This is a genomic window from Streptomyces sp. NPDC032721, assembly GCF_055579625.1.
Genome location: NZ_JBVIMX010000014.1, coordinates 112,211 through 124,806, shown reverse-complemented (window position 1 = coordinate 124,806; position 12,596 = coordinate 112,211). Strand labels below are relative to the sequence as shown.

Genomic DNA, 12,596 nt, shown 5'->3' with positions numbered 1-12,596 from the left:
TTTCACGAGGGGGGCCGTGGCGGCCTGTGACGTCACTCCCAACCGGCCCCCGCCGCCCGCTCAGGCCCCTCGCCGGGCTACTCCCAGCGGAAGAACTTCGCCGCCGCGCCGAGCCCCAGCACCGCCCACACCGCGAGGATCCCGAGGTTGCCCCACGGCATCGAGGCCCCGTGCTGGAGGACGTCGCGCAGCCCGTCGGAGAGCGCCGAGATGGGCAGCATCCCGAGCACGGACTGGACCGCGTCGGGGAACTTGTCCAGCGGCACGATGACGCCGCCGCCGACCAGGAGCAGCAGGAAGACCAGGTTCGCGGCGGCCAGCGTCGCCTCCGCCTTGAGCGTGCCTGCCATCAGCAGTCCGAGCCCGGAGAAGGCCGCCGTACCGACGACGAGCAGCAGGAGCACCGAGAACGGGCTGCCCTGCGGCGACCAGCCGAGACCGAACGCGATGGCGGTCAGCAGCACCACCTGGAGCACCTCGGTGACCAGCACCGACAGCGTCTTGGCGGTCATCAGCGCCCACCTCGGCAGCGGCGAGGTGCCGAGCCGCTTGAGCACTCCGTACCGCCGCTCGAAACCGGTGGCGATGGCCTGCCCGGTGAAGGCGGTGGACATGACGGCGAGGGCGAGGACACCGGGCGCGAGGAAGTCGACGGACTTGCCCTTTCCGGTGTCGATGATGTCGACGGCCGAGAAGAGGACCAGCAGCAGCGCCGGGATGATCACGGTGAGCAGCAGCTGCTCGCCGTTGCGCAGCAGCATCTTCGTTTCGAGCGCGGTCTGCGCCCCGATCATCCGGCCGAGCGGGGCCGCTCCCGGCATGGGGGTGTAAGGGGCAGTGCTCATGGACGCAGGTCCTTACCGGTCAACTCAAGGAAGACGTCTTCGAGGGTGCGGCGTTCGACCGAGATGCCGTCCGGCATGACGCCGTGCTGGGCGCACCAGGAGGTGACGGTGGCCAGCAGCTGTGGGTCGATCTCGCCGCCGATGCGGTACGTCCCGGGGATCAGCTCCTGGGCGACGGTGTCGGTCGGCAGGGCCTTGAGCAGGGACGCGAGGTCCAGGCCGGGACGGCCGGTGAACCGCAGGGTGTTCTCGGCGCCGCCCTTGCACAGGTCGGCCGGGGCGCCCTGGGCGATGACCCTGCCCGCGTCGACGATCACCACGTCGTCCGCGAGCTGTTCGGCCTCGTCCATGAAGTGGGTGGTGAGGATGACGCTCACGCCCGAGGTGCGCAGCTCGCGCACCAGGTCCCAGGTGGAGCGGCGGGCGTGCGGGTCGAGCCCGGCGGTCGGCTCGTCGAGGAAGACCAGCTCCGGGCGGCCGACCACGGCCATCGCCAGCGCGAGCCGCTGCTGCTGCCCGCCGGACAGCCGCCGGTAGGTCGTACGGCCGCAGCTGGCCAGCCCGAGGCGGTCGATGAGGGCGTCCACGTCCAGCGGGTGGGCGTGCAGCTTGGCCATGTGGCGCAGCATCTCGTCGGCGCGGGCGCCGGAGTAGACGCCGCCGGACTGGAGCATCACCCCGATCCGCGGGCGCAGTTTCGCGGCGTCGGCGACCGGGTCGAGGCCGAGGACCCGTACCGAACCGGCGTCCGGCTTCCGGTAGCCCTCGCAGGTCTCGACGGTGGTGGTCTTCCCGGCGCCGTTGGGGCCGAGTACTGCGGTGACGGTGCCTGCGGCGACGGTGAGATCGAGGCCGTCGACCGCGGTCTTGGTGCCGTACCGCTTGACCAGGCCCTGGACCTGGACGACGGGCTCATGTGACATGCGGGGAAGTCTAGGCAGGAGCCGTAGGTCCCGGCGGCGCGGGGGCCGGAAGGCTCGCAACAGGTGACTTTTTCGGACAGGAGGGGACGCGGGACGGTCCTGGCGTCGAAGGGTGATCAGCATCGCGGAGAACGTCGAGGAGACCGCCGGGCAGGCTCGGCGGGCTTTATTTCTACGCCTCCGGGGTGTGCCGGGAGGGCTGACGTGTACCTCCCCGGCCGATGGCGCTGACCTGCCGAAATGATCATTTCCGCAGGTCAGCTTAGGTTTGCCTAAGTGACGCAGGGCACCGGGCCGGGGCCCGGACCCGGGTTGTCAGGCCCTGAGGAATTACGCAACAATGGCGTTGTGAAATACGTTGGCGAGGTCCCGCAGGAGGATGTCGCGACCGGCGAGCGGTCCACCCGCAACCGCGTCGCGCGCTCCATCCTGGACCACGGCCCGTCCACCGTCGCCGACCTGGCGAAGCGCCTCGGCCTCACCCAGGCCGCAGTGCGCCGCCATCTCGACGCCCTGGCCGGGGACGAGGTGGTCGAGGCGAAGGAACAGCGCGTCTACGGCGCTCGTACGAGAGGAAGGCCCGCCAAGGTCTTCGCCCTCACCGACTGCGGCCGGGACGCCTTCGAGCAGTCCTACGACAAGCTCGCGGCGGACGCCCTCACCTGGATCTCCCGGGCGGCCGGCGGCGGCGAGCAGGGCGAGGCGGCCGTCACCGCGTTCGCCCGCGCCCGGATCGCCGCACAGGCCGAGGCCTACCGCGAGGCCGTCGAGGCCGCACCCCCCGAACAGCGCACCGAGGCTCTTGCCAAGGCCCTGAGCGCCGACGGGTACGCTGCTACGGCGCGTAGCGCACCGGTCGGAGAGCAGCTGTGCCAGCACCACTGCCCTGTCGCCCACGTCGCGGAACAGTTTCCGCAGCTCTGCGAGGCGGAGACCGAGGTCTTCTCCGCGCTGCTCGGGACCCACGTCCAGCGACTGGCCACCATCGCCCACGGCGACGGGGTCTGCACGACGTACATCCCCAAGACCAGTCATTCAGCATCAGCAAGCACGGCCGGGAGGAACCCCGCATGACTCTCCCTATCGAGGAGACTGCCCACCCCGAACTTGAGGGCCTGGGTACGTACGAGTTCGGCTGGGCCGACTCCGACGCGGCAGGCGCCGCGGCCAAGCGAGGCCTGTCCGAGGCTGTCGTCCGCGACATCTCGGCGAAGAAGAACGAGCCCGAGTGGATGCTGAAGCTGCGTCTCAAGGGTCTGAAGCTGTTCGGCAAGAAGCCCATGCCGAACTGGGGCTCGGACCTGTCGGGGATCGACTTCGACAACATCAAGTACTTCGTGCGTTCGACCGAGAAGGCGGCGACCTCCTGGGAGGAGTTGCCCGAGGACATCAAGAACACGTACGACAAGCTCGGCATCCCGGAGGCGGAGAAGCAGCGCCTCGTCGCGGGCGTCGCGGCCCAGTACGAGTCCGAGGTCGTCTACCACCAGATCAACGAGGAGCTGGAGGCGCAGGGTGTCATCTTCATGGACACCGACACCGCGCTGAAGGAGCACCCGGAGCTCTTCCAGGAGTACTTCGGCAGCGTCATCCCGGTCGGCGACAACAAGTTCGCGTCGCTGAACTCGGCCGTGTGGTCCGGCGGCTCGTTCATCTACGTGCCGAAGGGCGTGCACGTCGAGATCCCGCTCCAGGCCTACTTCCGTATCAACACGGAGAACATGGGCCAGTTCGAGCGGACGCTGATCATCGTCGACGAAGACGCCTACGTGCACTACGTCGAGGGCTGCACCGCCCCGATCTACTCCTCGGACTCGCTGCACTCCGCGGTCGTCGAGATCATCGTGAAGAAGGGCGGCCGCTGCCGCTACACGACGATCCAGAACTGGTCCAACAACGTCTACAACCTGGTCACCAAGCGCGCCGTGGCGTACGAGGGCGCGACCATGGAGTGGGTCGACGGCAACATCGGCTCCAAGGTGACGATGAAGTACCCGGCCGTCTACCTGATGGGCGAGCACGCCAAGGGCGAGACCCTGTCCATCGCCTTCGCGGGCGAGGGCCAGCACCAGGACGCCGGCGCCAAGATGGTGCACATGGCGCCGAACACCTCGTCCAACATCGTCTCGAAGTCGGTGGCGCGCGGCGGCGGTCGTACGTCGTACCGCGGTCTGATCGAGATCGGCGAGGGCGCCCCGGGCTCCAAGTCCAACGTGCTCTGCGACGCGCTGCTGGTCGACACCATCTCCCGCTCGGACACGTACCCCTACGTGGACGTCCGCGAGGACGACGTGTCGATGGGCCACGAGGCGACCGTCTCCAAGGTCTCCGAGGACCAGCTCTTCTACCTGATGAGCCGCGGCATGACCGAGTTCGAGGCGATGGCGATGATCGTGCGCGGCTTCGTCGAGCCGATCGCCAAGGAGCTCCCCATGGAGTACGCGCTGGAGCTCAACCGGCTGATCGAGCTGCAGATGGAGGGCTCGGTCGGCTGACCGGACTCCCTTTAGCAGCAACCGACTTCTTCTTGATCCAGAGAGAGAGCGCTACGACAGCCATGGCTGAGGCTCAGAACATCCCGGTGGGCTCCACCACCGCCGGTTCCCTCGCGGTAGCGGCGGAGTCCACCACCGCCACCCGCATGAGTGCGCCGCCGTCCTTCGACGTGGCGGACTTCCCGGTGCCGCACGGCCGCGAGGAGGAGTGGCGCTTCACCCCGCTCTCCCGGCTGCGCGGGCTGCACGACGGCACCGCCGAAGCGGGCGGCGTGCTGACCGTCCGGGTCGAGGCCCCCGAGGCCGTCACCGTCGAGACGGTCGACCGCACGGACGCGCGTCTCGGCAGGGCCGGCAAGCCGGTGGACCGGGTCGCCGCCCAGGCGTACTCCTCCTTCGAGAAGGCCTCGGTCGTCTCGGTTCCCAAGGAAGCGGTGCTCACCGAGCCGATCCGCATCGCGGTGCACGGCGAGGGCGGCACCGCCTACGGGCACCAGGTGATCGAGCTCGGCGCGTTCGCCGAGGCCGTCGTGGTCATCGACCACACCGGTGACGGCGTGCTCGCCGCCAACGTGGACTACGTCCTCGGTGACGGCGCCAAGCTGACCGTCGTCTCGGTGCAGGACTGGGACGACAAGGCAGTCCACGTCGCCCAGCACAACGCGCTGATCGGCCGCGACGCCTCCTTCAAGTCGGTCGTCGTCACCTTCGGCGGCGACGTGGTCCGCCTGCACCCCCGTGTCTCGTACGCCGGCACCGGCGGCTCCGCCGAGCTGTTCGGCCTGTACTTCACGGACCAGGGCCAGCACCAGGAGCACCGCCTCCTGGTCGACCACAACGTCCCGCACTGCAAGTCGAACGTGGCCTACAAGGGCGCCCTCCAGGGCCAGGACGCGCACGCCGTGTGGATCGGCGACGTCCTGATCCAGGCCGCCGCCGAGGGCACCGACTCGTACGAGATGAACCGCAACCTGGTGCTGACCGACGGCGCGCGCGTCGACTCGGTCCCCAACCTGGAGATCGAGACCGGCGAGATCGCCGGAGCGGGCCACGCCTCGGCGACCGGCCGCTTCGACGACGAGCAGCTCTTCTACCTCCAGTCGCGCGGCATCCGCGAGGACGAGGCGCGCCGCCTGGTCGTCCGCGGCTTCTTCGCCGAGCTGGTGCAGCAGATCGGCCTCGACGACGTCGAGGAGCGACTGCTCGCGAAGATCGATGCGGAGCTGGAGGCGTCCGTCTGATGGCGTTCGTGAAGGTTGCCGCGCTGAGCGAGCTTCAGGCCGACACCCCCAAGCGGGTCGAGGTCGACGGCACGCCGGTGTCGCTCGTCCACACCGAGGGCGAAGTCTTCGCGATCAACGACATCTGCTCGCACGCGAACGTCTCGCTGTCCGAGGGCGAGGTGGAGGACTGCGCCATCGAATGCTGGCTGCACGGCTCCAGCTTCGACCTCCGTACCGGCAAGCCGTCCGGCCTTCCCGCGACGCGCCCCGTCCCCGTTTACCCCGTAAAGATCGAAGGGGACGATGTGCTCGTCTCCGTCACCCAGGAGTCCTGAGTACCCCATGGCAACGCTTGAAATCCGCGACCTGCACGTCTCCGTCGACACCGAGAACGGTACGAAGGAGATCCTCAAGGGCGTCGACCTGACCGTGAAGCAGGGCGAGACCCACGCCATCATGGGCCCCAACGGCTCCGGCAAGTCCACCCTCGCGTACTCGATCGCGGGTCACCCCAAGTACACGATCACCAGCGGCACCGTCACCCTCGACGGCGAGGACGTCCTGGAGATGTCCGTCGACGAGCGCGCCCGCGCCGGCATGTTCCTGGCCATGCAGTACCCGGTCGAGGTCCCCGGCGTCTCGGTGTCCAACTTCCTGCGCACGTCGGCCACCGCGCTGCGCGGCGAGGCCCCCAAGCTGCGCACCTGGGTGAAGGAGGTCAAGTCCGCGATGGAGCAGCTCCAGATGGACCCGTCCTTCGCCGAGCGCAACGTCAACGAGGGCTTCTCCGGCGGTGAGAAGAAGCGTCACGAGATCCTCCAGATGGAGCTCATGAAGCCGAAGATCGCCATCCTCGACGAGACCGACTCCGGCCTCGACGTCGACGCGCTCCGCCAGGTCTCCGACGGCGTCAACCGCGTCCGCGAGACCGGTGACGTCGGCACCCTGCTGATCACGCACTACACGCGCATCCTGCGCTACATCAAGCCGGACTTCGTGCACGTCTTCTCGGCGGGCAAGATCGTCGAGTCCGGTGGCCCCGAGCTCGCCGACCAGCTTGAGGCCGAGGGCTACGAGAAGTACACGAAGGGTGGCGCAGCCGCGTGACAAACCTGCCGGGCCTCCTCGACACGGACGCGATCCGCAAGGACTTCCCCCTGCTGGACCGCATCGTCCACGGGGACAAGAAGATCGTTTACCTGGACTCCGCCGCGACCTCGCAGAAGCCGCGCCAGGTGCTCGACGCGCTGAACGAGTACTACGAGCGGCACAACGCCAATGTGCACCGCGGTGTGTACACGGTCGCCGAGGAGGCCACGGCGCTGTACGAGGGCGCCCGCGACAAGGTCGCGGCCTTCATCAACGCGCCGAGCCGCGACGAGGTGATCTTCACCAAGAACGCCTCGGAGTCGCTCAACCTCGTGGCCAACATGCTCGGCTGGGCGGACGAGCCCTACCGGGTGGACCGCGACACCGAGATCGTCATCACGGAGATGGAGCACCACTCCAACATCGTCCCGTGGCAGCTGCTCTCGCAGCGCACCGGCGCGAAGCTGAAGTGGTTCGGCCTCACCGACGACGGCCGCCTCGACCTGTCCAACATCGACGAGATCATCAACGAGAAGACGAAGATCGTCTCCTTCACGCTGGTCTCGAACCTGCTGGGCACCGTCAACCCGGTCGAGACGATCATCCGGCGCGCCCAGCAGGTCGGCGCCCTGGTCTGCATCGACGCCTCGCAGGCCGCCCCGCACATGGTGCTGGACGTGCAGGCGCTGCAGGCCGACTTCGTGGCCTTCACCGGCCACAAGATGGTCGGCCCGACCGGCATCGGTGTGCTGTGGGGACGCCAGGAGCTCCTGGAGGACCTGCCGCCGTTCCTCGGCGGCGGCGAGATGATCGAGACGGTCTCGATGCACTCCTCCACCTACGCCCCGGCGCCGCACAAGTTCGAGGCGGGTACGCCCCCGATCGCGCAGGCCGTCGGCCTCGGTGCGGCCGTGGACTACCTCTCGGCGATCGGCATGGAGAACATCGCGCGCCATGAGCACGCGATCACCGAGTACGCGGTCAAGCGCCTGCTCGAAGTCCCCGACCTGCGGATCATCGGCCCGGCCACGGCCGAGGACCGGGGTGCGGCGATCTCCTTCACGCTCGGCGACATCCACCCGCACGACGTGGGCCAGGTCCTCGACGAGGAGGGCATCGCGGTCCGCGTCGGACACCACTGCGCACGTCCGGTCTGCCTGCGGTACGGAATTCCCGCGACCACGCGAGCGTCTTTCTATCTGTACTCCACGCCGGCCGAGGTCGACGCCCTGGTCGACGGCCTGGAGCACGTACGGAATTTCTTCGGGTAGGGGCGGGTAGCGAAGTGAAGCTGGATTCGATGTACCAGGAAGTCATCCTGGACCACTACAAGCACCCGCACGGGCGGGGGCTGCGCGACGGCGACGCCGAGGTGCACCACGTCAACCCGACCTGCGGCGACGAGATCACGCTCCGGGTCAAGTACGACGGCGCGCGCATCGAGGACGTCAGCTACGAGGGGCAGGGCTGCTCGATCAGCCAGGCAAGCGCCTCCGTACTGAACGACCTCCTCGTCGGCAAGGACCTCGCCGAGGCGCAGAAGATCCAGGAGACCTTCCTGGAGCTGATGCAGTCCAAGGGCTCCGTCGAGCCGGACGACGCGATGGAGGACATCCTGGAGGACGCGGTCGCGTTCGCCGGAGTGTCGAAGTTCCCGGCCCGGGTGAAGTGCGCGCTGCTGAGCTGGATGGCATGGAAGGACGCGACCGCCCAGGCCCTGGGCGCGGACGCGAAGAAGGAGACGGCATGAGCGAAGAGACCCTGACCACCAAGCCGGCCTCCGAAGAAGAGGTCCGCGAAGCCCTGTACGACGTGGTCGACCCCGAGCTGGGCATCGACGTCGTCAACCTCGGCCTCATCTACGGCATCCACGTCGACGACGCCAACATCGCCACCCTCGACATGACGCTGACGTCCGCGGCCTGCCCGCTGACCGACGTCATCGAGGACCAGGCGAAGTCCGCCACCGAGGGCATCGTCAACGAACTCAAGATCAACTGGGTCTGGATGCCGCCGTGGGGCCCGGACAAGATCACGGACGACGGCCGCGAGCAGCTGCGCGCGCTCGGCTTCAACGTCTGAGCCGTATCTGAGCCGTACCTGTGGCTGTGCCCCCGGAGCTCCTGCGAGCGCCGGGGGCACAGCCGTTTTCCCCGCTGTCCCCGTCTAGTACGGGGGGTACCCGGGCGGGACCTGCGCCGCCTCGGCGAGCGCCGGGGCCAGGTTCTCGCGGCGGATGCGCTGGTCGACGTAGAGCAGGGCGGTGGCGAGCTGGGGGAAGAAGGTCACCAGGATCTGGCTGAGGAAGCCGCCCAGCATGGTGATCAGCAGGTAGCCGCCCAGGGCGGTCATGACCTGGAAGAACTCCGTCTCGGGGCTGCTCGTGCCGTCGACGGTCATCCCGGGAATCATCGAGAACATCCCCAGGAACCCGAACGGCACCTGGATGAACCAGCTCGCCACCATCGCCATCATCCAGACCAGCGCGGAGATCCCGAAGATCCGCCACCACGCGCCCTTGACCAGCCGGGCCGAGCGGCGCAGTGCCTGTACCGGGCCCGCGGTCTCGAAGACGGCGACGGACGGGGCCAGGCTGAACAGCACCCAGAGCCAGGTCGCCAGCGGGCCGAGCAGCAGGCCGCCGAGCAGGCCGACGCCGGTCAGGGTGGCGGACAGGCCGGTGCCGCCCTCGTCGAGCACGGTGTACATCAGGGCCCCGTAACCGGTCATCAGCAGCCCCAGCACCACGAACATGATCAGCCACGGCACCATCAGCACCCCGAGCACCGAGGGAAACCTGCGGAGGGTGCGGTTCCAGACCGTCCCGAAGGTGGTCCGGTTGCCGAGCACCGCTTCCTGGAGCGCTGCCGGGGTGGCGGCCTGGGTCAGCGCGGTGGCGAGCAGCATGCACAGCATGCCGAGGAGCGCGACGACGCCGAAGGTGATGCCGATCGTGCGGAACGCCTCCCAGGGCGGGTCGTGCTCGTTGGCGCGGATCGACCGCTCGATCACGTCGAACTCGTCGCCGAGCGAGCCGATCGCGAGGGCCACCGCCCCGCCGGTGACCGCGAGCGCCAGGCCGTACGCCAGCGCGGCGATGCCCATCAGCTGCTTCCAGTGGCGGCCGAAGGCGGCGAAGGTGCCGCTGAGTATGTCGCCGACGGTGAGCGGGCGCAGCGGGATCACCCCGGGCTTCGGTGCTTCCGGTGGCGGCGGCGCCCAGCCGCCTCCCCAGCCGGGCCCCGGCGAGCCCGGCGGGCCGGGCGGGGGGCTTCCGTAGGGACCGCCCGAGAAGTGGGTCACTGCGTGCTCCGTGGTGTGTGTGGTGTGGGGCTGTGTTCGTGGTGGCCGTACGCGTGATCGGCGGTCCACCGTAGCCGGGTTCGGATGGACCGCGGAATGCCAAGGGAATGCCAAAGGAACACCAAGGGCGCGGCACGGGACGGTCGCAAGAGCGGCGCCGGGTGTTCTGCTCAAGGCCGGTCCGTCCTAGGTTGTCGCCCAACAGCCGTGCTGGAGAAGGGCGTTGCCATGAGCTCGTCGTCCGCTGCCCCGGTTCTCGCCCTGTCCTTCGACCATCTCTCCGGTGCGGTCGGCGCGACCGCCGATCCGACGGTTCCGGTTTCCGTCACACAGGACGGGGCCGGGGCCGCCGATCTGTCCGTGGTGGCGGTCGCCTCGACCGACTCGCGGGTGGCGGGGGCGGGCGACGTCACGGTGCGCGGTCGCGGCGACCGGCGTGAGGTGTCGGTACGGGCGCGGGCGCGCGGCCACTGCGACCTGACGCTGCGGGCCACCGGCCTCGGCGGCGCCACGGCCTCCGCGGTGCTGCACTTCGCCGCGTCCGGGGCCGTCCGGTGCGCCGGGGACACCCGCTACTTCACCGGGCTCAGCGACGCGTCCGCCGCCCTCGACGCCGGTGACGGGTACCTCGTACTCGCCGAGGACGAGTCGAACCTGCTGCGGCTCTACGACCGGGGAACCTCCGGCGGCCCGCTGCGCACCTGGGACTTCGCCGACCGGCTCGCCGTCCGCAAGGAGATCGACATCGAGGGCGTGGCCCGCGCCGGGGACACCGCGTACTGGCTGGGGTCGATGTCCAACGGCAAGGACGGCAAGGTGAAGGAGGACCGCTCCACCGTGTTCGCCACGGTCGTACGGGGCGCCGGCCGGGACACCGTCCTGGAGTACGCGGGCGCCTACCGGCATCTGCGTGCCGACCTGATCGCCTGGGACGAACGGCGCGGCGGCGAGCTGGGGTTCGCGGCCGGGGCGGCCGGGGGGCGGGTGCCGGGGCGGATCGACGGGTTCAACGCGGAGGGCCTTGAATTCGCCCCCGGCAGTACGAGTGTCGCGTACGTCGGCTTCCGGGCGCCGCTGGTCCCCGCCAAGGCGGGCGGTGAGGCGCTGCTCGTGCCCGTGATGAACGTGGACGAGTTGGTGGCTGAGTGGGCCGATTGCGGCGGGCGGGCGCGGTTCGGTGAGCCCGTGCTGCTCGATCTGGACGGGCTGGGCATCCGTGACCTGCGGCGCAACTCCGCCGACCAGTACCTGATCGTGGCCGGCGCGTGGGGTGCCGACGGCGACGACGGCGGCAGCGGGCCGTACGCCCTGTACGCGTGGGACGGGCAGCCGGGGCACGGCGCGGCCCGGCTGATGGACCTGCCGGGCGGCGACCCGGGTGGCTGGGAGTGCGTCGTCGCGGTGCCGGACCTCGAAGTGCCGGGCGCGCGCGTGCAGTTGGTCGCGGACTGCGGGGCGGTGGACTGGTACGGGGACGGGGTGGCGGCGAAGGACCTGGAGCAGGCGGAGTGGAAGAAGGCGCGGGCGGTCACCTTCACCGTCAGCGAGTGACCGGACCACCGCGTCCGGGCGGGCGCGCTCCGTGCGGACGTACGGCGTGGTGCGCGGCGAGGAGAACGGGGGATAGGTGTGCAGGGCATGCGTACTCTCGGGCGCATGCCCTACGTTCTGCTGGCCGCGGCCATCGCGGCGGAAGTGGCGGGTACCACCGCCATGAAGTACAGCGACGGTTTCACCCGTCTCTGGCCCTCCCTCATCACTGCCGTCGGCTATCTGCTGGCCTTCGGCCTGCTGGCGCAGACCCTCAAGACCATGTCGGTGGGCACCGCCTACGCGATCTGGGCGGGAGTCGGCACGGCCGCCGTCGCCTGTATCGGCATGGTCTTCCTCGGTGAGTCGGCGAGCGCCGCCAAACTTGCGGGCGTCGGGCTCGTCATCGGCGGAGTGGTCCTGCTCAATCTCGGCGGGGCGCACTGAGGACGACGGCCAGGGCCGTCCGTACGCTGTCGGCCACGTCGCCGGCCGCCGGGATCACCTCGCGGATCGTACGGTCCCGGTCGACGACCATCGTCAGGCGCCGCAGCCGCCGTACCCCCGCGACGTCGAAGACCGGCAGGCCGAGGGCGGTGGCCAGGGCGAGGTCCGCGTCGGAGAGCAGCGGGAAGCGCAGCCCCTCCTTCGCGGAGAACTCCCGCTGCTCGTGCGGCGGCTGGGCCGACACACCGTGCACGGTCGCGCCCGCCGCCCGGAACTCGGCGAGCTGGTCGCGGTACGCGCAGGACTGGCGCGTACAGCCGGTGGCGCCGGGGATGCCGGCCCAGCCGGGCGGATAGGCGTCGCGGCGGGCGTACGCGCCGGGGAAGAAGTACAGGACGGTGTACGGGGTGTCGGGGGCGACCGGGTCGCGCGGCCGGTCGGTGTCGTCCTGGAGGCGGAGGTCGGGGAGGCGGGTGCCGCGGAGGGAGTGCAGTCGGTGGAGCTCGGGGCGGGTCAGGCCGGTCGCTGATCCGGCTGTCGATCCGACCGGCGATCCGACCGGCGATCCGACCGGCGATCCGTCTGTCGATCCGGTCGTTGATCCGGCTGTCGGGGGCGCTGCGAGGCTCGCCGTCGAGTCCGTCGCCATGTCCGTCGTCATGCCCGGTGTGGTGCCCGGTGTGGTGCTCATTGGATCTGCTCCCCGTGTCGTTGACCTGCGGTGATGATGCTGCCATAGTC

At 69.7% G+C, this 12,596-nt stretch carries 14 protein-coding genes; 10 read left to right on the top strand and 4 right to left on the bottom strand.

Features of this window, described 5'->3' with window-relative positions; translation table 11 throughout:
• Positions 1–77: 77 nt before the first annotated feature.
• Both ACZ5PB_RS28040 and ACZ5PB_RS28035 read right to left on the bottom strand, forming a co-directional pair.
• Entirely contained in the window at positions 78–845 is a 768-nt protein-coding gene (locus ACZ5PB_RS28040; protein WP_468694776.1) for an ABC transporter permease, read from the bottom strand.
• Positions 842–1,768: an ABC transporter ATP-binding protein gene (locus tag ACZ5PB_RS28035; RefSeq protein ID WP_468694774.1), complete on the bottom strand. Its 927-nt coding sequence runs from the start codon at positions 1,766–1,768 to the stop codon at positions 842–844. Before ACZ5PB_RS28035 ends, ACZ5PB_RS28040 begins: the two co-directional genes overlap by 4 nt.
• A 348-nt stretch (positions 1,769–2,116) precedes the next feature.
• Between ACZ5PB_RS28035 and ACZ5PB_RS28030 the strand changes: the two genes are divergently transcribed.
• From ACZ5PB_RS28030 to ACZ5PB_RS27995, 8 genes are all read left to right on the top strand, one after another.
• Positions 2,117–2,842 carry a helix-turn-helix transcriptional regulator gene (locus ACZ5PB_RS28030; protein ID WP_468694772.1) on the top strand — a complete coding sequence of 242 codons (726 nt, stop codon included), beginning with the start codon at positions 2,117–2,119 and terminating at the stop codon, positions 2,840–2,842.
• Positions 2,839–4,263: a Fe-S cluster assembly protein SufB gene (gene sufB / locus ACZ5PB_RS28025; RefSeq protein ID WP_468694770.1), complete on the top strand. Its 1,425-nt coding sequence runs from the start codon at positions 2,839–2,841 to the stop codon at positions 4,261–4,263. The genes ACZ5PB_RS28030 and sufB overlap by 4 nt, the downstream gene beginning before the upstream one ends.
• A gap of 62 nt (positions 4,264–4,325) precedes the next feature.
• On the top strand, positions 4,326–5,504 hold the full coding sequence (sufD, locus tag ACZ5PB_RS28020) for a Fe-S cluster assembly protein SufD (RefSeq protein WP_468694769.1): 1,179 nt from the start codon (positions 4,326–4,328) through the stop codon (positions 5,502–5,504).
• On the top strand, positions 5,504–5,821 hold the full coding sequence (locus ACZ5PB_RS28015) for a non-heme iron oxygenase ferredoxin subunit (protein WP_468694767.1): 318 nt from the start codon (positions 5,504–5,506) through the stop codon (positions 5,819–5,821). The genes sufD and ACZ5PB_RS28015 overlap by 1 nt, the downstream gene beginning before the upstream one ends.
• 7 nt (positions 5,822–5,828) lie before the next feature.
• Entirely contained in the window at positions 5,829–6,593 is a 765-nt protein-coding gene (sufC, locus tag ACZ5PB_RS28010; protein ID WP_468694766.1) for a Fe-S cluster assembly ATPase SufC, read from the top strand.
• Positions 6,590–7,846 carry a cysteine desulfurase gene (locus tag ACZ5PB_RS28005; protein ID WP_468694764.1) on the top strand — a complete coding sequence of 419 codons (1,257 nt, stop codon included), beginning with the start codon at positions 6,590–6,592 and terminating at the stop codon, positions 7,844–7,846. Before sufC ends, ACZ5PB_RS28005 begins: the two co-directional genes overlap by 4 nt.
• Before the next feature lie 14 nt (positions 7,847–7,860).
• A complete protein-coding gene (gene sufU, locus ACZ5PB_RS28000; RefSeq protein ID WP_468694762.1) occupies positions 7,861–8,325 on the top strand; it encodes a Fe-S cluster assembly sulfur transfer protein SufU in 465 nt (154 codons plus the stop codon).
• Positions 8,322–8,657 carry a metal-sulfur cluster assembly factor gene (locus tag ACZ5PB_RS27995; RefSeq protein WP_189821522.1) on the top strand — a complete coding sequence of 112 codons (336 nt, stop codon included), beginning with the start codon at positions 8,322–8,324 and terminating at the stop codon, positions 8,655–8,657. Before sufU ends, ACZ5PB_RS27995 begins: the two co-directional genes overlap by 4 nt.
• 84 nt (positions 8,658–8,741) lie before the next feature.
• Here the strand turns inward: ACZ5PB_RS27995 and ACZ5PB_RS27990 are convergent, their stop codons facing one another.
• Positions 8,742–9,878 (bottom strand): DUF7847 domain-containing protein, encoded by a 1,137-nt coding sequence (locus ACZ5PB_RS27990; RefSeq protein WP_468694760.1) that lies wholly within the window; start codon positions 9,876–9,878, stop codon positions 8,742–8,744.
• Positions 9,879–10,106: 228 nt separating this feature from the next.
• Here ACZ5PB_RS27990 and ACZ5PB_RS27985 point away from each other — a divergent pair, with 228 nt between their 5' ends.
• The gene (locus ACZ5PB_RS27985; RefSeq protein ID WP_468694758.1) at positions 10,107–11,429 is read left to right on the top strand and encodes a DUF3616 domain-containing protein; all 1,323 of its coding nucleotides are present in this window, start codon (positions 10,107–10,109) and stop codon (positions 11,427–11,429) included.
• 105 nt (positions 11,430–11,534) lie between these two features.
• Positions 11,535–11,855 carry a DMT family transporter gene (locus ACZ5PB_RS27980; RefSeq protein WP_468694757.1) on the top strand — a complete coding sequence of 107 codons (321 nt, stop codon included), beginning with the start codon at positions 11,535–11,537 and terminating at the stop codon, positions 11,853–11,855.
• Here the strand turns inward: ACZ5PB_RS27980 and ACZ5PB_RS27975 are convergent.
• Positions 11,833–12,546, bottom strand: coding sequence for a peroxiredoxin (locus tag ACZ5PB_RS27975; RefSeq protein WP_468694756.1), 714 nt, complete (start codon positions 12,544–12,546; stop codon positions 11,833–11,835). The genes ACZ5PB_RS27980 and ACZ5PB_RS27975 overlap by 23 nt on opposite strands.
• Between the last annotated feature and the right edge of the window lie 50 nt (positions 12,547–12,596).

Excerpts from the sequence above, each read along its gene's own strand:
- sufC (WP_468694766.1), top strand. The coding sequence starts at position 5,829 with ATGGCAACGCTTGAAATCCGCGACCTGCACGTCTCCGTCGACACCGAG.
- ACZ5PB_RS27980 (WP_468694757.1), top strand. The coding sequence starts at position 11,535 with ATGCCCTACGTTCTGCTGGCCGCGGCCATCGCGGCGGAAGTGGCGGGT.
- ACZ5PB_RS27995 (WP_189821522.1), top strand. The coding sequence starts at position 8,322 with ATGAGCGAAGAGACCCTGACCACCAAGCCGGCCTCCGAAGAAGAGGTC.
- sufB (WP_468694770.1), top strand. The coding sequence starts at position 2,839 with ATGACTCTCCCTATCGAGGAGACTGCCCACCCCGAACTTGAGGGCCTG.
- ACZ5PB_RS27985 (WP_468694758.1), top strand. The coding sequence starts at position 10,107 with ATGAGCTCGTCGTCCGCTGCCCCGGTTCTCGCCCTGTCCTTCGACCAT.
- ACZ5PB_RS28035 (WP_468694774.1), bottom strand. The coding sequence starts at position 1,768 with ATGTCACATGAGCCCGTCGTCCAGGTCCAGGGCCTGGTCAAGCGGTAC.
- ACZ5PB_RS27975 (WP_468694756.1), bottom strand. The coding sequence starts at position 12,546 with ATGAGCACCACACCGGGCACCACACCGGGCATGACGACGGACATGGCG.
- ACZ5PB_RS28040 (WP_468694776.1), bottom strand. The coding sequence starts at position 845 with ATGAGCACTGCCCCTTACACCCCCATGCCGGGAGCGGCCCCGCTCGGC.
- ACZ5PB_RS28015 (WP_468694767.1), top strand. The coding sequence starts at position 5,504 with ATGGCGTTCGTGAAGGTTGCCGCGCTGAGCGAGCTTCAGGCCGACACC.
- sufD (WP_468694769.1), top strand. The coding sequence starts at position 4,326 with ATGGCTGAGGCTCAGAACATCCCGGTGGGCTCCACCACCGCCGGTTCC.